The organism is Murinocardiopsis flavida (assembly GCF_003014485.1).
Taxonomy (GTDB): Bacteria; Actinomycetota; Actinomycetes; order Streptosporangiales; family Streptosporangiaceae; genus Murinocardiopsis; species Murinocardiopsis flavida.
The window spans coordinates 1-23,903 of the sequence record NZ_PYGA01000015.1 but is presented as its reverse complement, the minus strand read 5'-3'; the positions used below and the strand labels follow the sequence as shown (position 1 = coordinate 23,903).

At 71.8% G+C, this 23,903-nt stretch carries 23 protein-coding genes and 1 tRNA gene; 9 read left to right on the top strand and 15 right to left on the bottom strand.

The genetic code is table 11. The features are described from left to right. Positions 1–41 precede the first annotated feature (41 nt). On the bottom strand, positions 42–272 hold the full coding sequence (locus tag CLV63_RS20080) for a ferredoxin (RefSeq protein ID WP_106584713.1): 231 nt from the start codon (positions 270–272) through the stop codon (positions 42–44). Between the two features lie 4 nt (positions 273–276). Then, entirely contained in the window at positions 277–1,530 is a 1,254-nt protein-coding gene (locus tag CLV63_RS20075; RefSeq protein WP_106584712.1) for a cytochrome P450, read from the bottom strand. 429 nt (positions 1,531–1,959) lie between these two features. Between CLV63_RS20075 and CLV63_RS20070 the strand changes: the two genes are divergently transcribed. Next, positions 1,960–2,505, top strand: a complete 546-nt coding sequence (locus CLV63_RS20070) for an AAA family ATPase (protein ID WP_106584711.1) — start codon at positions 1,960–1,962, stop codon at positions 2,503–2,505. Positions 2,506–2,581: 76 nt separating this feature from the next. Here the strand turns inward: CLV63_RS20070 and CLV63_RS20065 are convergent, their stop codons facing one another. Further along, positions 2,582–3,676: a serine hydrolase domain-containing protein gene (locus CLV63_RS20065; RefSeq protein ID WP_106584710.1), complete on the bottom strand. Its 1,095-nt coding sequence runs from the start codon at positions 3,674–3,676 to the stop codon at positions 2,582–2,584. A 214-nt stretch (positions 3,677–3,890) separates the two neighbouring features. Here CLV63_RS20065 and CLV63_RS20060 point away from each other — a divergent pair, with 214 nt between their 5' ends. After that, positions 3,891–4,514: a dihydrofolate reductase family protein gene (locus tag CLV63_RS20060; RefSeq protein WP_106584849.1), complete on the top strand. Its 624-nt coding sequence runs from the start codon at positions 3,891–3,893 to the stop codon at positions 4,512–4,514. A gap of 70 nt (positions 4,515–4,584) precedes the next feature. On the opposite strand, the gene CLV63_RS20055 is transcribed toward CLV63_RS20060, so the two are convergent. Next, positions 4,585–6,021, bottom strand: a complete 1,437-nt coding sequence (locus CLV63_RS20055) for an MFS transporter (RefSeq protein WP_106584709.1) — start codon at positions 6,019–6,021, stop codon at positions 4,585–4,587. A gap of 107 nt (positions 6,022–6,128) precedes the next feature. On the opposite strand from CLV63_RS20055, the gene CLV63_RS20050 reads away from it, so the two are divergent. Continuing rightward, positions 6,129–7,055, top strand: a complete 927-nt coding sequence (locus CLV63_RS20050) for a LysR family transcriptional regulator (protein WP_106584708.1) — start codon at positions 6,129–6,131, stop codon at positions 7,053–7,055. 178 nt (positions 7,056–7,233) lie between these two features. Further along, positions 7,234–8,151, top strand: coding sequence for a CPBP family intramembrane glutamic endopeptidase (locus CLV63_RS20045; RefSeq protein WP_106584707.1), 918 nt, complete (start codon positions 7,234–7,236; stop codon positions 8,149–8,151). A gap of 66 nt (positions 8,152–8,217) precedes the next feature. On the opposite strand, the gene CLV63_RS20040 is transcribed toward CLV63_RS20045, so the two are convergent. The 3 genes from CLV63_RS20040 to CLV63_RS20030 all read right to left on the bottom strand — a co-directional run bounded on the left by CLV63_RS20040 (position 8,218) and on the right by CLV63_RS20030 (position 10,438). Beyond that, positions 8,218–8,910, bottom strand: a complete 693-nt coding sequence (locus tag CLV63_RS20040) for a response regulator (protein ID WP_106584706.1) — start codon at positions 8,908–8,910, stop codon at positions 8,218–8,220. Further along, the gene (locus tag CLV63_RS20035) at positions 8,907–10,097 is read right to left on the bottom strand and encodes a sensor histidine kinase (RefSeq protein WP_211301393.1); all 1,191 of its coding nucleotides are present in this window, start codon (positions 10,095–10,097) and stop codon (positions 8,907–8,909) included. The genes CLV63_RS20040 and CLV63_RS20035 overlap by 4 nt, the downstream gene beginning before the upstream one ends. Before the next feature lie 152 nt (positions 10,098–10,249). Beyond that, positions 10,250–10,438: a hypothetical protein gene (locus CLV63_RS20030; RefSeq protein WP_106584704.1), complete on the bottom strand. Its 189-nt coding sequence runs from the start codon at positions 10,436–10,438 to the stop codon at positions 10,250–10,252. A 591-nt stretch (positions 10,439–11,029) separates the two neighbouring features. Here CLV63_RS20030 and CLV63_RS33250 point away from each other — a divergent pair. After that, entirely contained in the window at positions 11,030–11,596 is a 567-nt protein-coding gene (locus CLV63_RS33250) for a hypothetical protein (RefSeq protein WP_146165618.1), read from the top strand. A gap of 13 nt (positions 11,597–11,609) precedes the next feature. Here CLV63_RS33250 and CLV63_RS20020 read toward each other — a convergent pair whose 3' ends face one another. Next, on the bottom strand, positions 11,610–12,059 hold the full coding sequence (locus CLV63_RS20020) for an Lrp/AsnC family transcriptional regulator (protein ID WP_106584702.1): 450 nt from the start codon (positions 12,057–12,059) through the stop codon (positions 11,610–11,612). Positions 12,060–12,233: 174 nt separating this feature from the next. On the opposite strand from CLV63_RS20020, the gene CLV63_RS20015 reads away from it, so the two are divergent. Together CLV63_RS20015 and CLV63_RS20010 are read left to right on the top strand one after the other, a co-directional pair. Then, positions 12,234–13,307, top strand: coding sequence for a Glu/Leu/Phe/Val dehydrogenase dimerization domain-containing protein (locus CLV63_RS20015; RefSeq protein WP_106584701.1), 1,074 nt, complete (start codon positions 12,234–12,236; stop codon positions 13,305–13,307). Further along, positions 13,304–14,062 (top strand): class I SAM-dependent methyltransferase, encoded by a 759-nt coding sequence (locus CLV63_RS20010; RefSeq protein WP_211301392.1) that lies wholly within the window; start codon positions 13,304–13,306, stop codon positions 14,060–14,062. Before CLV63_RS20015 ends, CLV63_RS20010 begins: the two co-directional genes overlap by 4 nt. A 266-nt stretch (positions 14,063–14,328) precedes the next feature. On the opposite strand, the gene CLV63_RS20005 is transcribed toward CLV63_RS20010, so the two are convergent. The 3 genes from CLV63_RS20005 to CLV63_RS19995 all read right to left on the bottom strand — a co-directional run bounded on the left by CLV63_RS20005 (position 14,329) and on the right by CLV63_RS19995 (position 16,623). Then, a tRNA-Arg gene (locus CLV63_RS20005) sits at positions 14,329–14,401 on the bottom strand. A gap of 100 nt (positions 14,402–14,501) precedes the next feature. Beyond that, complete coding sequence (locus tag CLV63_RS20000; RefSeq protein WP_146165617.1) at positions 14,502–15,053, bottom strand: hypothetical protein; 552 nt, start codon at positions 15,051–15,053, stop codon at positions 14,502–14,504. Between the two features lie 295 nt (positions 15,054–15,348). After that, positions 15,349–16,623, bottom strand: a complete 1,275-nt coding sequence (locus CLV63_RS19995) for an aspartate aminotransferase family protein (RefSeq protein ID WP_106584699.1) — start codon at positions 16,621–16,623, stop codon at positions 15,349–15,351. Between the two features lie 223 nt (positions 16,624–16,846). Between CLV63_RS19995 and CLV63_RS19990 the strand changes: the two genes are divergently transcribed. Beyond that, complete coding sequence (locus tag CLV63_RS19990) at positions 16,847–18,313, top strand: NAD-dependent succinate-semialdehyde dehydrogenase (RefSeq protein ID WP_106584698.1); 1,467 nt, start codon at positions 16,847–16,849, stop codon at positions 18,311–18,313. A 212-nt stretch (positions 18,314–18,525) separates the two neighbouring features. Here the strand turns inward: CLV63_RS19990 and CLV63_RS19985 are convergent, their stop codons facing one another. The 4 genes from CLV63_RS19985 to CLV63_RS19970 form a co-directional block, all read right to left on the bottom strand. Beyond that, positions 18,526–19,434, bottom strand: a complete 909-nt coding sequence (locus tag CLV63_RS19985; RefSeq protein WP_211301391.1) for a GntR family transcriptional regulator — start codon at positions 19,432–19,434, stop codon at positions 18,526–18,528. Between the two features lie 168 nt (positions 19,435–19,602). Beyond that, positions 19,603–20,637: a 4-hydroxythreonine-4-phosphate dehydrogenase PdxA gene (gene pdxA, locus CLV63_RS19980; RefSeq protein WP_106584697.1), complete on the bottom strand. Its 1,035-nt coding sequence runs from the start codon at positions 20,635–20,637 to the stop codon at positions 19,603–19,605. Then, on the bottom strand, positions 20,634–21,818 hold the full coding sequence (locus CLV63_RS19975) for a four-carbon acid sugar kinase family protein (RefSeq protein ID WP_106584696.1): 1,185 nt from the start codon (positions 21,816–21,818) through the stop codon (positions 20,634–20,636). Before CLV63_RS19975 ends, pdxA begins: the two co-directional genes overlap by 4 nt. Further along, positions 21,815–22,819, bottom strand: a complete 1,005-nt coding sequence (locus tag CLV63_RS19970) for a 2-keto-3-deoxygluconate permease (protein ID WP_106584695.1) — start codon at positions 22,817–22,819, stop codon at positions 21,815–21,817. The genes CLV63_RS19975 and CLV63_RS19970 overlap by 4 nt, the downstream gene beginning before the upstream one ends. Before the next feature lie 411 nt (positions 22,820–23,230). Here CLV63_RS19970 and CLV63_RS19965 point away from each other — a divergent pair, with 411 nt between their 5' ends. Continuing rightward, positions 23,231–23,815, top strand: coding sequence for a TIGR03086 family metal-binding protein (locus tag CLV63_RS19965; protein ID WP_106584694.1), 585 nt, complete (start codon positions 23,231–23,233; stop codon positions 23,813–23,815). Positions 23,816–23,903: the final 88 nt, after the last annotated feature.

The following is a 23,903-nucleotide window of genomic DNA, read 5'->3' as shown; positions in this document are numbered from 1 at the left end:
CGCGTCCGCCGCGCGGCCCGGGCCACCGGGCCGCCCCGGGATCACCCCCGGTGCGGGGGGCGCGGCGCGGGGCGGTCGGGCGATGTTGTGCTGATCGCTCCGGAGGGGCAGAGGAAGGACGCCCGCCGGGCCGCGCCCTGAAGGCCGTCCGGCGGTTCGGCGTCGAGCAGCAGCACCCTGCCGTCCTCGGCGTCCTGGTCGAACACCTCGGGTGCGGTCAGGACGCACATGCCCGCGCCGATGCATCGGTCGCGGTCGGTGCCGATCCGCATCGCCCTACACCCCGTCCCAGGTGACGGGGAGCCCGCGCACACCGTAGATGTTCGCCGCGGAGCGCAAGGGCACCTCCTCGGGCGGGACGGCGAGGCGCAGCGTCGGGAAGCGGGCGAAGAGCGCGGGGAAGGCGACGCGCATCTCGACCCGGGCCAGCTGCTGCCCCAGGCACTGGTGGACGCCGTGGCCGAAGCCCAGGTGCCCGGTGGCGTTGCGGCGCAGGTCGAGCGTGTCGGGGTCGGGGAAGCGCTCGGGGTCGCGGTTGGCGGCCAGGAGGGAGAGCACCACCGTCTCGCCCGCCTTGATCAGCTGCCCGTCCAGTTCGACGTCCTCCAGCGCCGCCCGGGCGCCCGTCTCCGCGATGGCCAGGTAGCGCATCAGCTCTTCGACGGCCCTGTCGATGCCGTCGCCGTCGCCGGTGCGCAGGGCGGCGAGCTGGTCCGGGTCGCGCAGCAGGGCGAAGGTGCCGAGCGCCAGCATGCTGGCGGTGGTGTCCAGCCCGGCGCCGAGCAGGAAGCCGCCGACGCCGGCGAGCTCCGCGTCGGTGAGGTCGGTGTCGGTGAGGTCGCTGAGCAGGTCGTCGGTGGGGTTCGCACGCTTGGCCAGGACGAGTTCGCCCAGGTACTCGTGGATGGCGGCGAGGGCGGCCTCCTGTTCGGCCCCTGGTGCGCTCTGCGAGATGAGCGTTTCGGTGTGGCGCCGGAAGAACGCGTGGTCGGCGTAGGGCGCGCCCAGCAGCTCGCAGATCATCATCGTGGGGATGGGCTGCGCGTACATCGTCAGCAGGTCGACCGGCGGACCGTGCTCCGCCATGGCGTCCAGGCACTCGGCGGTGATCTGTTCGACCCGCTCGGTCAGCAGGCGCATCCGGCGGACGGTGAACTTCCCGGCGAGCGGTTTGCGCAGGCGGGTGTGCTCGGGCGGGTCGATCCCGGTGAGGTCGCCGATCGGCGCGGGGGGCAGGCCCTCGGCGGGCATGCCGGGGAAGGGGAGGCGCAGCAGCTCGTAGCGTCCGCTGAAGCGGGGGTCGGCCAGTACCGCGCGGACGACGGCGTGGCCGGTGGCCAGCCACCCCGGGGGGCCGTCGGGGTAGGCCAGCCGGACCAGTGGCCGCTCGGCGCGGATGTGCGCCAGCTCGGTGGGCGGGTCGAAGGGGCAGCCCTTGGGGCGGTCCCTGGGGAAGGGGACCGGTTCGGAGCGGCCCGGCCCGGGTTCGGTGGGCCGCTCGGCCGCGTGTTCCGGTGTTCGGTGCTGCAAGGTGTCCTCCTTGGACGTCGTGCCGGCGGGCCGCGGGGTGCGGCTCGGGAGAGGGAGGGGCGGAGCGTGGTCGGAGATCCGCTTCGGATCCGCCGACCGGAAGGCCGTGCATCCTCGAGCGGGTCCGCCCCCGGTACGCGTTCTCGCCCCGAGGCCGGTTCGTTCCGGAGGTGGCCGGCGTGCGATCGATGACGCCACTATGACACAATTCTGACGTCATTTCGAGTGAAATTGACGTCAATCTGACGCAGTGATGCCGCCACGCCGACGGGCCGGGGATTGCGGCGCGGGCCGCTCCCTCGCGCGTCGCCGGGCGCAGGCCGCCGCCGGCGTCCCGCGGAGAATCCCGCCCGATCGGTGGAAATACAGGTGCGCGGCCGCCATCGGGGATGCGACGATCCTCGCTCCGCCACCCGAGGGAGCGTCGAAATGGCAGGTCCGGAGTCGAGCGGGTGCCTGATCCTCTCGGGGGTGCCGGGAGCGGGGAAGTCCACGGTGGCGCCGCTGGTCGCCGCCCGGTACCCGCGCGCGGCCCACATCAGCGGGGACGTGCTCTCCTACACGGTCGTCCAGGGGCGGGTCGGCTTCAACGGGGAACCCGCCGAGGAGTCGCTGCGCCAGCTGCGGCTGTGCGCCCGCAACATGTGCACACTGGCGAACAACTTCGCCGACAGCGGCATCGTCCCGGTCGTCGAGTACACCATCGTCGACCGATGGCTGCTCGACCTGATGCTGGGCATGCTGCGGCCCGCACCGGTCATGTTCGTCGCGCTGGCCCCGCCCTTGTCGGTGTGCCGCCGCCGCAACGCCGCACGTCCCGCCGAACAGGGCGTCGACTTCGACTTCGCGCCGTCCTACCGGCTGATGCGCGAACAACTGGGCGGCGTCGGCTGGTGGCTCGACACCGAGGCCCTCACACCCGAGGAGACCGCCGACACGATCGCCGCCCACGCCCGCGACAGGGCCGTCGTCTGAGATCCGCGGGCGGCCGCGGCATGCGGTCGCCGGGCGCGGCGCGGATCTCCGGGGCGGCTCCGGCCCGCGCTCCTGCTCAGCTCACGGGCGCCACGGTCAGGTCGTCGCCCAGGGCCGCCGCGATCGCCGCGGCGCGGGAGTGGTCGTCCAGGCGGCGGGTCAGGTAGGCGCAGGCGTGGCCGTTGGCGATCGACCACCATGCGGCCGAGCCGCCGACCCCGCCCTTGGCGATCTTGGCGTCGTCGCGCAGGAACCCCAGTGTCCAGGTGAGCCGGGTACCGAAGACCTCGTCGTGGCCCGTGACCTGCGGGGCGAGGTACTCCTCGTGCAGCCGGGGTCCCAGCAGCGCGCGGACGGGCCCGTCCTCGCTGGTGAGTTCGGCGAGGAACGCCGCCACGGTGCTCGCGCTCGCGTGCAGGTTCACCCCGCCGAAGACGCCTTGGCGCCACGCGCTGGAGTTCGACAGCCCTGCGTCCAGGACCCCGGAGGGGGTCGCCAGCCACGGTGCGGAGGGGAGCCGCCGCGCCCAGCCGGGATCGGCATGCTCCAGGTCGGCGACGCGGTGCAGCGCGTGGTCGGGCACCCCGAACCAGGCGTCCAACCCCAATGCGGGCCGCACCACGTCGTTGAACACCTCTCCCAGCGAGGTGCCTGCACTCGCGCGCAGGATGCCGTCGATCAGGTGGCCGTAGGTCAGGGCGTGTTCCCCCAGCGACGTACCCGGGGCGTACTCCGGCGCCGCGGCGGCGAGGCTGTCGCGCAGCCCGGCGCCGTCCAGCGGATCCAGTGCCGCTGCCGCCGCCGGGAACCGGGGCTGGCCCGCCTGATGGGTGAGGACGTGGCGCAGCGTGGTGCGCTCCTTGCCGCGGCGCCCGTACCCGCGCCAGTGGTCGGAGACCGGATCGTCCAGGTCCAGTGCGCCGTCGCGGACCGCGACCAGGGCTGCGAGCGAGGCGAACGGCTTCGACACGGAGTAGGGCTGGACCAGTGTGTCGCGGGTCCACGGGCGGCGCCGCTCGGAATCGGCCCATCCGCCGCTCAGTCGGACGACCTCGCTGCCGCCGCGCCAGACCGACAGCCCGGCCCCGGTCTCCGCGCCGTTGTCGACGAGTTCCCGGAAGACCTCGCGCACCGCGTCGAATCCGTCCGCGACATGTCCTTCGACGGCCATCGGGCCCGCCTCTCTCCGTCGGTGATCGGGTACAGCAAGCAGGCACGCAATATACCCCAATAGGGTATATTGCGACAAGCGGCGATGCGGTGGGCGCAACGGGGCGGCCCCGCGGTGGCGGCATCCGGTCGGGACCGATGAGTTCTCGCGGGCCGCGCGGTCACCACTGGGCCGGGGCGGCAGGCGCCTCGGCGCCGAGGAAAGGGTGGGCACCGTGAAGCTGATACTCCAGGAGTTCCTGTCGCTCGACGGCGTGGCGCAGGGCCCCGGGTCCCCGCAGGAGGACACCAGCGACGGGTTCACCCGGGGCGGCTGGCTCGTCCCGCACCTGGACGACGCGTTCCTGCGGATCGTCACGGGCTGGCTCGACGAGGCCGACGCGTTCCTGTTCGGGCGCCGCACCTATGTGAACTTCGCGCGCGACTGGCCCACCTCGGACGACCCGGACGACCCCATCGCGGCCAAGCTCAACGGCCTGCCGAAATACGTGGCCTCGAACAGCCTCGCCGAGGGCGGCTGGGAGCCGACCACGGTCCTCGCCGGCGATGTGCCGGCCCAGGTCGCCGAGTTGAAGCGGCGGCCGGGGCGCGAACTGCACATCCACGGCAGCGCCCGCCTCGGTGCGTCGCTCCTGGCGGCCGGGCTGGTCGACGAGCTGCGGCTGATGGTCGCGCCGGTGGTCGTGGGGAGCGGTCGGCGGCTGTTCCCTGCGGACGGCGTCCCCACCGGACTGCGGATGCTGAGCAGCGAGACGACACCGAGCGGAGTCGCCGCCCAGGTGTACGCGCCGACCGGAGCGCCGGAGTACGGGGTCCGCGAGGTCCGCCAGGAGCCGTGACCGCCGGGGAGTGATCGACGCCTGCACGAGGACGCCCGGGCCGTGCGCACGCGGCCGTGGCCGCGGGCTGTCAACGCTCACCGGTCGACTGCGTGGCGCGGACCGGTGGGGTGCCTGTGCGGGTGCCGAGGATGACGACGCTTGCCGCAACGGCGAAGGACGCGTAGGCGAGCGCCCCGATGACCAGTGCCGTCTCGGCTCCGGGACCGTAGACGGCCGACGCCGAGGCGCCGGGGGCGCCGCGGGCGCCGGAGTGGATGGCGAGGACCCCGAGAGCGGCGACACCGGTGCCGGCGCCCAGCGCGAAGGCGCTTTCCTGGACGGCGCCGGCGTCCGCCGCGCGGTTCTCGGGTGCCGTGCTCATGACGGCGTTGGCACCGATGGCCATGATGATCCCGGCCCCGAGCCCGAGAAGGGTCATCCCCGCGAGCTCGCCGCCGCCCCTGGCAGTGGCCACCAGTACGAACCCGGCCGCGGTCAGTGCCAGACCCCCGGCGATGATGTGCTGCTGGGTCGACCGGCGTTGCAGGGCGGGGCCGAGGAGCCCGCCGACCGCGCTGGCCGCGGCCAGCGGCAGCAGCGCGATCCCGGCCTGGACCGCCGACAGCCCATCGACGACCTGGTAGCGCTGCATCAGCAGGTACAGGGTCCCGTTGAACGCGCCGTTGGTCACCGCGATCACCGCCGCCGCGCTCGCCAGCAAGCCGTTGGTGAAGAGGCCGACGTCGAGGAACGGCCGTGGCAGGCGCAGTTGTCTGACCACGAACAGCACCGCGGCGACGGCGGCGATCGCGATCGCCGCCAGGCTGAGCCACGGGGCGATGTCGGCCCGGGACGGTCCCTTCAGCCCGGCGACGAGCGCACCCACGGCTATGGCCGAAAGGACCGCGCTGAGCGCATCGAGACTCGGCGGGTCGGGGTTCCTCGATTCCCGCAGCACCACCAGGGCACCGATGAAGCAGATCAGCAGTACCGGCACGTTGATCCAGAACACCCACCGCCAATGGGCCAGCTCGACGATGCCTCCCCCGAGCAGTGGACCCAAGGCCGATCCGGCGCTGAAGCCGGCCGTCCACACCCCGTAGGCCACGGCGCGCAACCGCAGCCCGGGAAACGTCACGCGGATGATCGCGACCGTCCCGGCGATCAGGAGCGCCGCACCGACCCCTTGGCCGACGCGCGCGGCGATCAGCACCTCCGCGGTGGGCGCGAGAGCCGCCGCAGCCGCGCTGATGGCGGCGATGAGCACGCCGAGCAGGTAGCCGCGCTTGCGGCCGAACCTGTCCGCCGCCACCGCGCTGGGAACCAGCACCACGCCTGCGGCCAGCGGGTAGATGTCGGCGACCCACAAGGACTGCACCGAGTCCACGTTCAGGTCGCCACTGAGGGCGGGCAGCGCGACGGCCACCTTGGTCATGTCGGTTCCGCCGATGAGCATCACCGTGCCGAAGAGCGCCAGGATTCCATACAGGTGCGGGTTCAGCCGGTGCGGACTCCGCTCGGTCATCGGTGCCGCCGTCCAGTGGTCGGGTCGTGGTTGGCACCTCCGTTCTATGGCGGCCGATCACTGCGGTCCAGGTTCGGTTTTTCATCGAAACCGTGCACCATGAGTGCATGATCGATGCCCGGTTGCAGCTGCTGATCGCCGTGTGCGAGTACGGCACCGTGACGGCAGCGGCCGAAGCGCTGTACCGCAGCCCCTCCGGGGTTTCCAAACAGCTCAAGGAGCTCGCCGCGGAGTTGGACGTCGACCTCCTCGAACGGCACGGCCGCCGGGTCAGGCTCACACCGGCCGGCCGGCGCCTGGTCGCCCACGCGCGCAAGCTCAACGCGCAGTGGGAAACGGCATTGGGCGACGTCACCGCCGCCGCCGGCCGACTCTGCGGGTCGGTCGCCCTCGGGGGCTTCCCCACGGCGATCTCGTCGATCATCGCGCCCGCCGTCCTGCGGATGAGAGCGCGGCACGCCCTGTTGACCCCGGTCGTCAAGGAGATCCACTCCACCGAGATCCTCGCCAAGCTGGAATCCGGCGCCATCGACCTGGGGCTCTTCGTCGCCGACGAGTCCACCAGTCACGTGGCCGACAGCCACGTGGCGGTCATGGACCTCTTGGACGACCCCATCGACCTGCTCGTGCCCGAAGGCCATAGGTTCGCCACCCACGACCGGATCCGCCTGGAGGACGCCGCCCAGGAGGAGTGGATCACCGGCCACCCCCACCAGGACGCCTATATCGAGCTCTTGGCCGCCACCCGCGCGGTCGGATACGCCCCCCGCGTGGCCCACTACGCGCAGGAACTCACCGCCACCACCGCTCTGGTCGCCGCCGGCCTGGGCATCGCGGCCGTCCCGCGGATCGCGATGACCGTCCCCCACCCGGACGTGGTGCAGGTGTCCCTGGCAGGCGCCCAGGTGCCGCGGCGCAGGATCCTGCTCGCCCTGCGGCGCGGCTCCCACGACAACCCCCGAATCGCGGCGGCGATCACCGCCCTGAAGGACCACCCAAGAGACCCCGGCCCAAGAGACCCCGACCCAGGATGAACCCGGCCCTCTGCGCGGTCGCGACGGCTTTCCGGCGCCCGGTGCGGGAGGCCGCGTCCCCATGTCCCCCACCAGAGCTACCCGGGCTGTTCTCCGCAGGGTGACGCTCCCGGGCGCCGTCTCCTTCTAGCGTTTCCCGCATCGAGAACGAGGACCGAGGCGACAGCAGAGGAAGACCATGCCCCTGAAGAGCACGCAGAGACTGAAAGGGCTGTTCTCCCAGGGGCCGGTCGAGCAGCGGCGCCGCGTGCGGTCGGCCTGGGTGCGCCTGCCGGCCATGGCCGCGCTGATCCTCGGGGTCATCATCGTCGCGGCCGGCGTGCGGACCGTGGCGGGGGACAACCCTTTCCTGTCGCTGTCCGCGGGTGCCGTGGTCGCGGTCGGCGCCCTCATCGCCTACGCGGCGGTCGTCCGGGCCATGGAACAGCGCGCCGTCGTGGAACTGGACCCCGCCGCCGCGTACTCCGGGACGGCCAATGGATTCCTGCTCGGGCTCGCCCTCTTCACCGCGACGATCGCACTGATCTCGATGTTCGGCGGCTACGGCACGAAGGGCGGTGGTTCCGTCGGCGGGATGCTGGCCGTGCTCGGGCTGATGACGGGCGTCGCGGTCACCGAGGAACTGCTGTTCCGGGGCGTGGTCTTCCGCCTGCTCGAAGAACTCGGCGGTACCCGCATCGCGCTCACCGCCTCGGCGGTGCTCTTCGGCGCCATCCACCTGGTCAACCCCGGTGCCACAGTGTGGGGCGCCGTGGCCATCGGGGTGGAGGCGGGACTGATGCTCGGTGCCGCCTACGTCGCCACGCGCAACCTGTGGGTGCCGATCGGTATCCACCTGGCCTGGAACTTCGCCGGGCGGGGGATCTACGGCGCCACCATCTCCGGCGACGAGGTGACGCCGTCGGGCCTGGTCCACGGGGTCTTCTCCGGGCCCACCGCGGTCACCGGCGGCGGCTTCGGCCCCGAGGCCAGCATCTTCGCCATCCTCGTCTGCTCCGTGCCCACCATCCTGTTCCTGCGGGCCGCGAAGCGCCGGGGGCGCCTGTACAGCCGCCGCCGGCCTGCGGACACCGCAAGCTCCGCCGCCGCCCTGTGACCGATGGGCGTCCCCGGGCGGATCCCGTGCCGGACCCGGGCGGACGCCGGGCCGTCCCCTCCCCACTCAGTCGGGGACGACGACCAGCCCGACACGATGGGCGTACACCACCGCCTGGACGCGGTCGCGCAGGTCCAGCTTGATGAGGATCCGCGACACATAGGTCTTGACGGTCTCGCGGCCGATCACCATCCGGTCGGCGATCTCCGCGTTCGTCAGCCCCTCGGCGATGAGTGTCAGGACCTCTGTCTCACGAGGCGCCAACTGGGACAGCCCCGTGGCAACGGCGTCCTTCCGGGGTCGGCGGATCCGCTCGGCGAACCTGCCGACGAGCTGCCGGGTGACGGCGGGCGACAGCAGGGATTCGCCTGCGGCGACCGTACGTACGCCGTTGATCAGCTCGTGCGGAGGCGAGTCCTTGAGGAGGAAGCCGCTCGCACCGGCCCGCAGAGCGTAGTACACGTACTCGTCCAGGTTGAAGGTGGTGACCACCAGGACCTTGACCGGCTCGGCGACGTCGGGGCCGGCCAGCAGGCGGGTCGCCTCGATGCCGTCCAGCAGCGGCATGCGGATGTCCATCACCACCACGTCCGGGCGCAACCGCCGCGCGGCCGCCACCGCCGCGTGTCCGTCCCCGGCCTCTCCCACCACTTCGAGATCCGGTTGCGTGCCGAAGACCGTGACGTAACCGGCGCGCACCAGCTCCTGGTCCTCGCACACCAGGACGCGGATCGGCACCCCGGAGTCGGCGCCGGTCATACCGGCTCGCCGTACGGTATGCGGGCACGGACGCTGAAACCGCCGGCCGGCCGGGGGCCGGCCGACAACTCTCCACCGGACACGTTGACCCGCTCGCGCAGCCCCACGAGTCCGAACCCGCCGCCCCGCCCCTGCGGCGCAGTGCTCGCGGCGGCCGGTTGGCCGGGCGCCTGCTCGGTGGTCACCTCGATGTCCAGCTCATCGGAGCGGTAGTGCACATGGACGAGCGTCCGATCCCCTGGGGCGTACTTGAGCGCGTTGGTCAACGATTCCTGCGCCACGCGGTAGACCGTCAACTTTACGGCCGATGCCAGCCGGCGCGGCCTCTTGCCCCGCTCCGTCAGCTCCACCGGCTGTCCTGCGGTCCGGCTCTGCTCGACCAGGTCCGACAGCCGGTCCAGGTGCGGCGCGGGGTTCGGCTCGCCGAGCCTCCGTGCCGCTCCGCCTGTGGGGGTATCGGACGGGTCCGCGGGGGCCTTGAGCACGCCCAGAAGGTGGTGCAGGTCGGTCAGAGCGTGGCGGCCGGATCCGCTGATCGTCGCGAGCCCCGTCGCCGCCCGATCCGGTGCGTCGGCGAGCAGCAACCCGGCCGCGTCCGCTTGGACGACCATGGCGGTGACGTGGTGGGTCACGACATCATGCAGTTCCCGGGCGATATGCGCCCGCTCCTCGGCTATCGCCGCCGCCACGTGGAGGCGGCGCCGCTCGGCGTCGGCGTCGCGCCACGCCCGTATTGCCCTGCCCACCGCCCAGCACCCCACCAGAACCAGGTAGATCAGGACGTAGTCGGACACCTCCTGCGGGGATCCCCTGTCGTTCAGCCCTACCGCGAACAGCACATACAGCAGGGACAGGGCGGCCGCTACGAGGCGCGTGCCAGCGATGCGCCCGATGCGCCCGCCATGGGCGCCGACGCTGTACAGCGCGATGTACAGGCCGAAACTCGCGCAGGTCTGCGGGTAGCCGATCAGCTCGTAGCCCGCGAACGCCACCGCCACCAGGGAGAGGCACATGCCCGGCCACCGCTGCCGCACCACCAGCGGCAGCCACAGCGCCGCCGACAGCAGCACGCCCCACACGTCGAGTGGACGATGGGCGAGGTCCCCGAACTGGGCGCCGAGGGGAGCCGTCGCCGGTGCGAACACCACCGGCGCCAGCAACACGGTCAGCACAGCGTCCTGGCGCACACCTCCCAGCGTCCTCCAACGGGACGTAAGGAAACGCATGACCTGCCGGATCCGTGCACCCCGTATCGACGACACGTGGGCATCCTAAGCCGTGCCCCATGAGAGCGGTCCGCCTCCGGCTCGTACCGGTCGGTGCAGGGGGTGGGCGGATGCTAGTCGCCGCCGCGCTTCGAGAGACGGGAGCGCCCCGCGCGCAGCAGCAGGTAGGCCGGTACGAGCAGGAGCACACTCATCACCGTGACCTCGCCCCTGGTCCAGGCCCACACGATCATCAGGACGGCCGATCCCGCGATCAGCGCCCCGGCGATGCCGTACAGCCATCCGGTCGCCCGTCTGCCCATCCGGGCAGTGTAGCCACGCGCGGGAAGACATCCGGACCGTCCCGCTGCGGCGTACCGACCCGGGCCGCACGGCCCGGCATGAGCCGTGCCCGCGCGGAGGCGGGTCCCTCGTGCGGCGAGCGTCGTTCGAGACGGACCAATCGGCCCCTGGTGCCAGAATTACGGCGAATTTCGGTGTTCTGCGCGATGGAGGAGGCTGTGGTGACGGAAGGTACGGCAGTGGCGAGGTGGACACGGTGAGCCGCCGGGTTCGCCTCGTGGCTGCGATCTGTGCCCTGGCGGCGATGGCGGCCACCGGTCCGGCTCAGGCGCTCGCCCCGTCCGGCGGTGCCCCTTCACGCTCGGCCTCTGACCAGGACATCACCTCGCGCGCGGTCACCTTCACGTCCGACGACGGCGAACGGCTCGGCGCTCGCCTGTTCCGGCCCGCCGGCTCAGCGGACGGCGAGAAACGGCCCGGGCTGGTGCTCGTCCACGGATCCGGCGCCGGGCTGGGCTGGGAGGTACTGAAAGCCGAGGCCGAGGCGTTCGCCCGCCAGGGCATCGTGGTCCTGGCACACCGACGTCCTGGTCTCGGGCTACGCCGAGACCGTGGGCCAGTGGGTGGACGCGGTGGCGACGGGCGAGGCACCCGCGGACTCGGCCGACGCCCCGCCCGCGCAGCCGCACCGATCCCTGGCCTCGGCGCCCGCGCCCTGGTGGCAGAGCTGTTGGCTGCACCTGGCGGCAATGGCGGCGATCCTGGGCGCCTGCACCGGATACGGCATCTCCGCCCTGGCCCGGCGCCGCCGCGCGGCCAAGGGACACCCTCCGATCACCCGGGCGGCCGGGCGTCCACTCAGCCGGGCGGTGGGGCGTCCGCTCAGCCGGGCGGCCGGGACCCTGGTGATCTCGGCGACGCTGAGCGTGGTGCTGTCGTCGGCCACGTTCATCTGGCTGATCCTCTCCTCCAACGCGATGGGCGTCAGCGCCGGGCCGCTGCTCCTGGGCCGCCCGATCGCCTGGCTGGCCGCTCAGCTCGGCGGGGTCGCGGCGGTGGGATCCACGATCGCGCTGCTGGCCGGCTGGTTCGCAGATCGATTTCCTATTCCATCCAATCCTGTATTCAGATGCCGAGGATGTGCGCTGACCTGCGCCTGTACAGATGCTCTCTCCTGAACTCCAGAAGGCTTCAGTGCGGAGACAGCGTGGAACGTGTATGGCGGTAGATGACCGAGGTCTTGAATCCGGTGACCTCCTTGCGCTTGCTGAGCCGGTCGATGAGGAAGGCATGCAGTCGGTCGAGGTCCTGCACCGCCACGTGCAGCAGGAAGTCGTCGCTTCCGGCCACCACGAAGACCGACAGCACCTCGGGCAGGGCGGCGACGAAATCCTGGAAGGAATCGATCACCTGCCGATGAAGTGGCCGCACCTGTACCGAGATCAATGCCTGCACGCTGCGGTCCAGCGCGGACAGCGAGACGTCCGCGTGGTACCCGCGGATCACCCCGCGCCGTTCGAGGGACCGGACGCGCTCCAGAGCCGTCGACGGGGCGACGCCCAACCGCCGGGCGAGTTCGCGGTTGGTCTGCCGTGCATCTTTCTGGAGCTCGCCCAGGATCGCCGAATCAAGTTCATCCATGGCCGGAAGATATCATCGAGTTCCGGCCATATGTTCGGAATCATGGTCATTCATGGGTCATATGACTAATATCAGGGTCCGTCATCCGGCCATACGGATGAGCAGTACCGGGAACAGAGGATCGCCTGTTCGGCATCGGTCCGGTTCCTCGTCCGCCGACCTTGGAAGGACCCCATGGACACGATCAGCGAACACCGCGTCCCAGAGCTCGAACACGAGGACGTGGTGGTGCGCCGCGGCCGGCGCAGCGGGGTCCCGATCATCGTGGCCGTCCACTCGACCGAACGCGGACAAGCCATCGGCGGGTGCCGATTCTGGCGCTACCGCCACTGGACCGATGGTCTTGCCGACGCCCTGCGCCTCTCGGCCGGAATGACCGACAAGTGCGCCGCCGCCGGAATGGACCACGGGGGCGGCAAGACGGTGGTCCCCCTCCCACCCGGCCACGTCCTCGACGCGGCAGGACGACGGGACCTCCTCCACGACGTCGGCGACGTCATCGACGGCCTCCACGGCCGCTATGCGACCGGGCCCGACGTCGGAACCACACCCGACGACATGGCCACCATCGGCGAGCGCACAACGAACGTGTTCTGTAGGCCCCGCGAACTGGGCGGCAGCGGGGACTCGTCCCCGCACACGGCCACGGGAGTCATGGTCGCGCTCCGCGCCCTGTGCGCCCACATCGACGGATCACCTGCGCTCGACGGCCGCCGCATCGGTCTCGTCGGCCTCGGCCACGTCGGCACCCTCCTGGCCCGCGAACTCGCCGCGGCCGGCGCGACACTGACCGTCTCCGACACCGACCCCGCACGGCGAGAGGTCGCCGAGCAGCTCGGCGCCGAGTGGACCAGCCCTGAGCAGGCACTCACAGCCGAACTCGACGTGCTCGTCCCCGCCGCCCTCGGCGGCCAGCTCACGGAAGACCTCGTGCCCCGGCTCCGGTGCGCGGCCATTGCCGGACCGGCCAACAACCAGCTCGCCCATGAAGGAATCGCCGAGCTCTTGCACGCGCGCGGAATCATCTGGGCACCGGACTACCTGGTCAGTGCGGGAGGGATCCTGTACGCGACCGCGACCGAGCGCGATCGGCTGGGCCACGATCAGGCCATCGAACGCGTCCACGGCATCGGCGCCAGCCTTACCACGATCCTCGACTCGGCCCAGGAAGAGCGCTGTAGCCAGCACCGCGCCACCCGCGCGCGAATCCGCGCCCGGCTGCACGACCGGGAGGAGACGACCAAGTGACCAGCACCGTCGACCGGCACTACCAGCAATTGCTCGCCGCGAACTACACCTGGATGCTCGGCGGTGACATCGAACAGACCGCTCGTGACCAACGCGTCCTGCTGGAATCCCTGCTCGATGGGCCCGCACACGCCAACGGTGGCTCCGCGGTCGATCTGGGGTGCGGCTCCGGCGGGCAGACCCTGGCCCTGGCGGACATGGGATACGGCCCCGTCTTCGCCGTGGACACCGACGAGTCGCTGCTCGCCGAACTACGCACCCACACCACCGAACGCACCACCGTGGAAACCGTTCACGACGACGCGGTCAACGCCCTCACCACGTTCGCCCCGCGGACACTCGACCTGGCCGTGTGCATGGGCGACACACTGCTGCACCTGCCCGGCCGGACCGCCGTCACAGCCCTGTTCGACCACACGGCGCGAGCGCTGCGGCCAGGAGGCCGACTCGTGCTGACCTACCGCGACCTGACCCGCCCCTTGCAGGGAACCGACCGCGTCATCCCGGTTCGCAGCACCGAAAGCAAGATCATGCTCTGCTTCCTCGACTTCTCCGCCGAAGACACGGTCGAGGTCCACGACATCATCTACACACGCGGTGACAACGGCTGGACCATCACCACGAGCAGCTATCCGAAACTCCGCATCGCACCGCAATGGGTCACCGACCAGCTCGCCGCGGCCGGCTTCATCGTCGACCACCACCAACAGGACGACTCCGGCCTATGGCACACCGTCGCTCAACGCGACACCTAGCCTGGAGGGCAGTCAAGGTCCCTCAACCCTCGGTCTGATGAGACCGAGAAATTGGAGTGTGCGACTGTGCGACCAGCTACTTGCAATTCTCGATAGAACTTCTCACTGGGCACGCTCCCAACTTGCCGCAAATATGCAGTTCAGAGGCTTGGTTGGTGATGGCGTTCCCACTCCCACGTCGCGAGGCCACTCGTGTGTCCGCGGTCACATGACTGAGGCCCTGACCTGTTTCCAGGTCAGGGCCTCGTTCTTGCTGTTCTGCACTGTGCACTCGGAGGGACTCGAACCCCCAACCTTCTGATCCGTAGTCAGATGCTCTATCCGTTGAGCTACGAGTGCTGGGTGCGGCGCGCGTGTTCGCCGACGTCACCGACTTTAACACAGGGGGACCTGCGGGCTGGACGGGTTTTCGGGCGGGGACGGCGTGGTGTGAGGGGGATTACGTCTGTTCGGGACGGTTGCGGCGCCATTGGCGGACGCGGAGCGGGGTGCTGAACTCCGCGTGGAGGAGGGCGAGGAACGACGGGAAGGTCGAGCGGCGGCCGTACGCCGTGGAACCGGTGCGCCGGACGTACTGGACCTCGTCCGTGTCGTCCGCGGTGTGGGACTCGGACGGTGGCCGGGAGTCGCCGCCTCCTGCCGGGAAGCGGCCGTCCGCAGCGCCGGTGGACAAGTGGGGACCGCTGTCGCCCGTGGACGAGCGGGGCGCGCTGCCGTCAGTCAGGGGGGTGCTGTCGCCTGCTGACGAGCCCGTGCCGCCGGTGGGCGGGGTGCTGCCGGGGGTGTGGGGGTCGGGCCACATGTGGGCGATCGTCAACGGGGCGAAGGGGGCTCGCGCCCAGCCGTAGCTGAGTAGTGCCGCACCGAGGGCGGCCGCCGCTGCGGCCGGCAATGGGGAGCCGGTGGCGAGCCAACCGGGTGACCCCAGGAGGAGGGCGATTCCGACACCCTTGCAGCCGGAGTACGGGGCCGGGGCCGCTTGCGGATACATTCCCCCAGGTTTAGCAGAGAGTGATGGCCCGGTGGGAAGAACTTTACCTTTCGGGGCTTTTTTTACCCTTCAGGTCATGCGGATGGCACCGGAGCGTGATCCCCGATGTGGTCCGCAGGAGGGCCTGCCGACGGGTGGGGTGGGGCCCGTTGGCGGATCTGCCGCCCCCCGAGGCAGGGGCACATAGCCGCCCCAGGGTGCGGGCACTGGGCGCCCCACTCGGGGGCGGGGGCTGTGGGCGCCCCCGCCCCCGGGCGGGTTATTGGGTGGTCGGTGTCAGCTCACGGTCTCAGTGTCAGCTCACGGCCTCGGTGACGGCGGCCGACCAGAGGTCGACGGCGGCGTCGATCTGCTCGGCGTTGACGATGAGCGGCGGGATCATCCGCACGACGTTGCCCTGCGGCCCGCAGGTCAGCAGCAGCAGGCCCTTCTCGGCCGCGATGCGGTGCGCCTTCGTCGCGGTCGCGGCGTCGGGGCTGCCGTCGGGGGCGGTGAACTCGTTGCCGAGCATCAGGCCCAGGCCGCGGACGTCACCGATGACCGGGTGGGCGTCGGCGACGCCGCGGAGCCCCTTGTGGAGGCGCTCGCCCATCTGTGCGGAGTTGTCGACCAGGCCCTCGTTCTGGATGACGTCCAGGGTGGCGAGGGCCGCGGCGCACGACACCGCGTTGCCGCCGTAGGTCCCGCCTTGGGAGCCGGGCCATGCGCGGTCCATGATCTCGCTCGGCGCGGCGATGGCGGAGAGCGGGAATCCGCTGGCGAGTCCCTTGGCGGTGATGACGATGTCGGGGCGGGTGCCGGAGTGGTCGTGCCCCCAGAACTTGCCGGTGCGGCCGAAGCCGGTCTGCACCTCGTCCATGACGAGCAGGATGCCGTGCCGGTCGGCGCGCTCGCGCAGCCCGCGCAGGAAGGAGTCGGGAACGGGCACGTAGCCGCCCTCGCCGAGCACCGGTTCGATGAAGATCGCGGCGGTGTCGCTGGGCGAGCTGACCGTCGTGAGGAGGTAGTCGAGCTCGCGCAGCGCGTATTCGCTCGCCTGCTCCTCGGTCATCCCGAGCCGGTAGGCGTAGGGGAACGGGGAGACGGCGACGCCGGGCATCAGCGGGCCGATGCCGGCCCGGATCTTCACCCCTGACGTGGTCAGGGACGCCGCCGCCATGGTGCGCCCGTGGAAGGAGCCCTGGAACACGATGGCGTTCTGGCGGCCGGTCGCCTGCCGTGCCAGGCGCAGTGCCGCTTCGACGGCCTCGCTGCCGGAGTTGACGTAGAACAGCCGGTCGATGCCGTCGGGGAGGACGGAGCCGAGCCGTTCGGTGAGCTCCAGCAGGGGGCGGTGCATGACGGTGGTGTACTGGCCGTGGATGAGGGTACCCACCTGGCGTTGCGCCGCCTCGACGACCTTGGGGTGGCAGTGCCCGGTGCTGGTGACACCGATGCCCGCGGTGAAGTCGAGGTAGCGGCGGTCGTCCTCGTCGAAGATGTAGACGCCCTCGCCTCTGGCGGCGAGTACGGGGGTCGCCTGCTTCAGGATCGGGGAGAGCGCGGCGGACTCGGACGCCTTCTCAGCCATTCTCTGGTCCTCGTTCCGTAGGATTGTTGACAATCGACACGGCTATGGAATCATCCCGCTTGGACGGTGTCCAGGTTCTGCACCACGGCGAATCCCGCCCGGCCGCTCCAACAGCGGATCAGGCAGGATGGGGAGCCGTATGGCGTGGAGCGGCGCGCGAGACGCGCCGGACCGGCATCACCCAGGGGACCCAGGCACGAGCCCGGAAGGGGACGCGAGAGACATGACCTCGGCAGAACGCGAGACGCAGGTCGTCGAGCAGGTGTCCAAGCAGTTGCTCATCGGCGGCCATTGGCGCGACGCCAAGAACGGAGCGACCTTCAAGGTCGAGGATCCGGCCACAGGGGCGGTGCTGTGCGAGGTCGCCGACGCCGGCACCGACGACGCGTTCGCCGCGCTGGACGCCGCAGCGGCGGCCCAGCCGTCCTGGGCGAAGTACGCGCCGCGTGAGCGGAGCGAGATCCTGCGCCGCGCCTACGACCTGCTCATGGCCCGCCAGGACGACCTTGCGCTGCTCATGACCTTGGAGATGGGCAAGCCGGTGGCCGAGGCGAAGGGGGAGATCGCCTACGCCGCGGAGTTCTTCCGGTGGTTCTCCGAGGAGGCCGTCCGCATCGACGGCGGGTTCTCGGTGGCGCCCAACGGCCAGTCCCGCTTCCTGGTGATGCGCCAGGCGGTCGGGCCCGCCATGTTCATCACGCCGTGGAACTTCCCGATGGCCATGGGCACCCGCAAGATCGGCCCCGCTGTGGCGGCGGGTTGCACGATGGTCGTGAAGCCGGCCCAGCAGACCCCGCTGAGCATGCTCGCCCTCGCCGACATCCTGCGCGAGGCCGGCCTGCCCGAAGGCGTTCTCAGCGTGCTGCCGACGACCGACGCCGGGGGCGTCACTGAGCCGCTGCTGCGCGACGGCCGGATCCGCAAGGTGTCCTTCACCGGGTCCACCGGCGTGGGCCGCAAGCTGCTGGAGCAGAGCGCCGAGCAGGTCCTGCGCACGTCCATGGAGCTGGGCGGCAACGCGCCGTTCCTGGTCTTCGACGACGCCGACCTCGACGCCGCTGTCGAGGGCGCCATGGCCGCGAAGATGCGCAACATGGGCGAGGCGTGCACGTCCGCCAACCGGATCTACGTGCAGTCCGGCGTTGCCGAGGAGTTCGCCCGCCGGATGAGCGAGCGCATGGGCGCGCTGAGCGTCGGCCGCGGCACCGAGGAGGTCAACGTCGGCCCGCTGATCGACGCCAAGGCGCGGGAGAAGGTGCAGAGCCTGGTCGACGATGCCACCCGCCGCGGCGCGAAGGTCCTCGTCGGCGGGGAGCCCGCGTCGGGCCAGGGGTACTTCTACCCGCCCACGGTGCTGGCCGAGGTGCCGAAGGACGCCGAGCTGTCCTCGACAGAGATCTTCGGTCCGGTGGCACCCATCATCACCTTCGAGACGGAGGACGAGGCGCTCGCCGCCGCGAACGACACCGAGTACGGCCTGGTCAGCTACGTCTTCACGCAGGACCTCGGGCGCGCGTTCCGGGTCTCCGAGGCGCTGGAGACCGGCATGGTCGGCCTCAACCAGGGGGTCGTGTCCAACCCGGCCGCTCCGTTCGGCGGGATGAAGCAGTCGGGCCTGGGCCGCGAAGGCGGCCGCGAGGGCATCGACGAGTTCCTGGAGACCAAGTACGTGGGGATCGGCGGCCTGTAGCGCGCCGATGGCGGGGCCGTGCGCCCCGCTCGCGTTGGTACGGCCGGTGCGCACCCTGGAGCGGCGCGCACCGGCCGTTCGTGTGCCGGACCCCGGCTCTTGGACGTGTGCCTGGGCGCCGCCCGACTCCTGGACGCGGCTCCGGACCCCGCCCGGCCCGGAACCGCCCCGCCCGGCCCGGATCCAGTCCTGCCCGGTGCCGGGACGGCGGTTCAGGCTCGGCCGGGACCGGGGTCGTTGCCGGTGTCGAGGTCGGCGAGTTCGGCGCCCAGTTCCGCGAGGAGCCGCCGGGCCCGCTGGAGCGCGCCCCCGGGGTCCCCGCCCCCGGGGTCCGCGCCGCCGCTCGGGGCGCGGCGTTCGGCGGGCCGGTGCGCGGGGGAGAGGACGACCTGCTCGGCGTCCTCCTCGGCGTCGATGTCGAACACGATCCGGTCGGACCGGTGCCAGCTCTCGAACCATTCGACGGGCGCGCCTCCGGGCTCGGCGCTGCTGCCCTCCAGCAGCAGCAGCGGGGCCGCCGGCGCGACGTCGAGGCAGGACGCGATGTGCTCGTCGGCGGGCACGGCGCGGACCTGGCGGCGGCCGCTGACCAGGCGCACGCCGAACCGGTCGCGCAGCAGCCGGTGCAGTGAGGCGTCGGTGAGGACGTCGGCGGTGAGGTCCTCGAACCGGTCGGCGGGCAGCCAGGTGCGCACGTAGGCGAGCGGTCCGTCGGCGGTGGAGCGCACGCGCTCGATCCGCAGGACCTCCGTTGCGCCGAGCCGTTCGGCGATGTGCCGGGGCGCCGTGGTGCGCCGCAGCGACAGGACCCGGGTGCCGAGGCTCAGCCCGGTGCTGTCGAACTGGTCGAAGAGCCCGGTGACGCGCTGGACGAGCCGCCGGTGCTCGCCGGTGCCGAGCGCCACCGCCGCGCGGCCGCGGACGCGCCGGACCGCGCCGTCGTCGGCGAGGGTCGCCAGCGCCTGCCGGATGACGCTGCGCGAGACGCCGAACCGCTCGCACAGTGCCGCCTCGCTCGGCAGGGCGTCGCCGGGCGGGATCGTGCGGTCCCTGATCTCCGCGTGCAGTGTGTCGGAGATCTGCGCGTGCAGAGGTGTGGGGCCGGAGCGGTCGACGGGCATAGCGGGAATTCTAGGTGTTCTCCTGCGGATCGTTCCTGGCACTGGACGGCACCGCACTGGACGGCACTGCATGGCGCCGGACGCGGCACCGGACGCGGGGCGTGGGCGCCCGGACGTGCGGCGCCGTCCGCGCACCCCCGTCCGCGCGCCCCCGCCCCGGTGCCGGGTTCAGGCGGAGCGGCGGGCCTGCCCGGTCTGCCAGACGTGGTCCCACCCGGGTGCGAGCTCTGCGGCGCGGCGCATCGCCAGCACCAGGCTGGCCTCCCTGGCGATGCCCTTCCCCGCGATGTCGAACGCCGTTCCGTGGTCGACCGACACCCGGACGACGGGCAGCCCCACGGTGATGTTGACCCCGTCGTCGCCGTAGACGGCCTTGAACGGGCCGTGCCCCTGGTCGTGGTAGCAGACCGTGATGAGCTTGTAGTCGCCGCGGACGGCGGCGGGGATGAGCGCGTCGGCGGGGAGCGGGCCGACGGCGTTGACACCCTCCTCGTTGAGCTTGCGCACGACGGGCGCGATGACGTCGGCGTCCTCGTCGCCGAAGAGCCGGTTCTCGCCCGCGTGCGGGTTCAGCCCGGCGACGCCGATCCGCTCATCGGGGGTGCCGAGCGCCGCGGCGAAGGAGCCGACCAGGCGCAGCACCGTCTCGACGCGCTCGGGCGTGAGCAGCCGGATGGCGTCCGAGAGGGACACGTGCGTGGTGATGTGGAAGAAGTACAGGTCGCCCGCTGACAGCACCAGGCTGAAGTCGGTGACCCCGAACTCGTGCGCGAGCAGTTCGGTGTGGCCGGGCCACTGGTGCCCGCCGAGGTGCATGGCGGCCTTGTTCAGCGGCGGGGTGACGATGCCGTCGACCTGCCCCTCGCGGGCGAGCGCGCAGGCCCGCTTCACGAAGCGGGCGGCGCCGTCGCCCGCGCGCGCGTCGAGCTGCCCGAAGGGCACGTCGGCGAGCGACGGGCCGGTCTGCACGACCTCGACGGTGCCGGGTTCGTTGGCGGCGTCGGCGGGGGAGTCGATCACGCGGACGGCCGCCGGGTCGGCGCCGATGGCCGCGACGGCGGAGCGCACGGAGTCGGCGTCGCCGATGACGACCGGGCGGCAGACGTCGCGCAGGTCGGGGTGGCCGATGAGGGACTTGGCGGTGATCTCCGGTCCGATACCGGCGACGTCCCCGAGTGTCACGGCGAGGGTCGGGATGGTCATGCGCGCTGCCTCCTGAGGCGGACCGCTGCCGCGGCGTCGATGAGTATGTCCGTGCCGCCGAACCCGCCGGCCTTGGTGACCAGGAAGCGTCCGTGCAGCGGGCCCCCGATGAGGGTGCCGATGGGCACCCCGGTGGCGACCTCGCCGGTCAGCGAGATCCCGGTCGCCGCCATGGCGTCGACAACGGCGCGGGCGCCGTCGCCGCCCGTCACGACGAACCCGGACACGGGGTGCTCGGCCGCGAGTCCCGCGGCGAGCGCGCCGAACCGCCGCGCGAGCAGCGCCGGGTCGAGGCCGGCGTGCCGGTCCTCGGGGGCGACGAGGACGAGCAGCTCGTCGGCCGCTGCGAGCCGGGCCGCAGCCGCTGCGCTCCAGTCGCGCCAGGCGGCGTCGTCGAGCAGGGTGGCGGGGTCCGGGCGCAGGACGGCGTCGGGGTGGCGCTGTTCGAGCGCCGCGACCTGCCCGCGGGTGGCCTGGTGCAGGGAGGTGACGACGACGAGCGCGGGGGAGGCGTCGTCGGCCGCCCAGGCGCCCGCCATCGCCGCGGCGAGCCCCGCGGAGCCCACCGGGATCGCGCGCCCGCCGAGGGCGGCGACCGCACGGGCGACGCGTTCGAGGTCGGCGTCCGTCTCGGCGTCGACGGTCACCACCGGCCCGGCGGCGGCGATCAGGGCGGCGTCGGCCGCCGCCCCCTCGCCGTCCAGCCGCACGTGCGCGGCGCCGAGGAGGGCCGGGACGCTGCTCTCGCTGACGGGGGTCACCGGGTCGCGGCCGATCGCGGTCTCGGCGACGGGGACGCCGTCGACGCGCAGGACGCCGTCGCGCACCGTCCGCCCGGCGGGCGGGAACGCGGGGCAGACCACCGCGACGGAGTCGGGCGCCCAGGCGCGGAGCGCGGCGTCGATCTCGGCGCGGATGGGGCCGCGCAGGGTGGAGTCGACCTTCTTGTACAGGCGGGCGGCCCCTGCGGCGCGCAGCAGCCCGGTCTGCTCGGCGACCGCCGATGCCGCCGTGTCGGCGGGCAGCGCGCGCGAGTCGGTGCTGAGCGCCACCACCTCGGCGGTCGTGCGGGTGCCGCCGGTGAGCCGCAGCTCGGTGGACCACCCGGCGCGCAGGAACTGGACGGCGGTGTCGCCGGCGCCGGTCAGGTCGTCGGCGATGAGGGCGATTTCAGGGCTCATGCGCGTGCCTCCGCGTCCTCGCTCTGGGCGATGGCCGCTGCGGCGCCGTTGCGCTTGAGCAGCCATGAGGCCATCAGTGGGGCGAGTAGGGCTGTGACCAGGACGCATGCCGCCACCTGCGAGGTGGCGGTCGCCGCGTACGCCTGGAAGGACGGGTCGGCGGCGGCGACGACCGCGGGGGTCGCGACCGCGTTGCCGGAGGTGGTGCCGGCGGCGAACCCGATGGGGCTCTCGTTGCCGCGGCGCAGCAGGAACCGGTAGCCGAGGTAGACCAGCCCGCCGGTGAGGGGGGTGATGAGCACGCCGAGGACGATGCCCGTGAGCCCGCCGGAGACGACCTCGCTCAGGTCGATCCCGGTGCCGAGGGCGAACGCGAAGAACGGGATGACGATGTTGGGGACCGGCTTGAGGGTCTCGCGCCACTGGGCGTCGATGTTGCCGACGACGACGCCGAGGATGAAGGGGATCAGCGCGGCGAGCATCGCGAGGAAGGGGATCTGCCCGAGGCCGGAGGCGCCGAGGAACAGGAGGGTGAAGAACGGTCCGTCGTTCACCGCCCCGGCGATGTAGGCGCCGCGGTCGCGGGCGCGGCCGTACTGCCCGGTCACAGCGAGCCACAGGCCCCCGTTGGAGTTGGTCACCGCGGAGAAGAGGGCGAGGATCGAGACGCCGAGGATGCCTTCCGGGCCGACGAACGCGCCGAGGGCGACGATCAGCAGGCCGGGAATGACGCTCTTGCCGAGCAGCACCACGCCCGTTGTCGCCAGGACCGGGCCGCCGGTGCGCATGGTCACCTGGGTGCCGGTGGCGAAGATCAGCAGGGCGATCAGCGGCAGCGCGCTGTCCTTGAACAGCGCGGTGGTGAAGCTCCCGATGTCCAGCGCCCCGGGGGCGAAGGTGCCGATGAGCGAGCCGAGGACGAGCGGGACGAGCATCAGCCCGCCGGGGATCCGGCTCATCGTCGTGAACAACGGGACTGTGGAGCGACCGGGGTCGGCCATGTCCACTCCTCTCCGGATGACGGGCGGTGTGCGTCCCGTCGTGTGCCGCCTTGGGAAGTCTAGTTGTACGTACTGTCTGTACGTACAAAAATGAACAAACGGTAGCCTACGTCACAACGGCACCACTCGTGACCTGGCCGCCCGCCCGGCGCCCCGGTCCGCCGCAGCAGCAGGCGATCCCGATGCCGCAGGCCGCCGGGTCCCGGCCGGTCCGGGTCGGGGTGCGGACCGCGTGCGGCCGAAACGGGCAACGATCCGGTCGGCGGCCTGGTTCGGGCAACGCAGCGGGATCTCGCGCCACGCCTTTCCCCGCTGCACGGCGCTCGGTGGAACCGGACCGGCGACGTTCAGGGGAGGCGACCGGCAAGGGCAGGTGCTGCCCTGTCGCTGTGTCCCCGTAGGGTTCCGGTCATGACGACAGATACGGCCGACGACCCGCGTCCGACCTTCGCCCGGGCACTTGACCAAGCCGGGCGGCAGGTCGCAGCGGTCGGTCCCGATGAACTGGGCAACCGAACGCCCTGTGCCGATTACGACGTTCGCGCGCTGCTCGGGCATGTCGTCGCGGTGCTGCACAAGCTCGCCCGCGTCGGCGTTGGAGAAGATGCGCGCGGCATCCCCGATGTGATCGGCGGCATCGCCGATGACGGCTGGGCGAGCGCGTTCACCCGGGCCCGCAGCGAGGTCGACCGGGTGTGGGCCGACGACGAGAGGCTCGACCGGATGGTCCAGCTACCGTGGGCCACGCTGCCCGGCCGTACGGCTCTCGACGTCTACACCCACGAGTTCACGGTTCATTCCTGGGATCTCGCACACGCCACCCGGCGACTCGCCGGACTCGACCCCGACCTTGCCGAGCAGGCCCTCGACGCATTCTCGAAGCTCGCACCGCCAGAGGACCGCAGCGAGCGGGGTCCGTTCAGCGCGGTCGTCACGGCGTCCGACGACGCCGACGTCTACACCCGGCTGGCCGCCTACCTCGGGCGCCGGCCCTAGATCGTTGATGGGTAATTGTTGGCTGGTCAGTGGTCGTAAGCGATCAGAGAACGCTTGACCGGTGCGCCGATGTGCCAGTTGTGCCAGA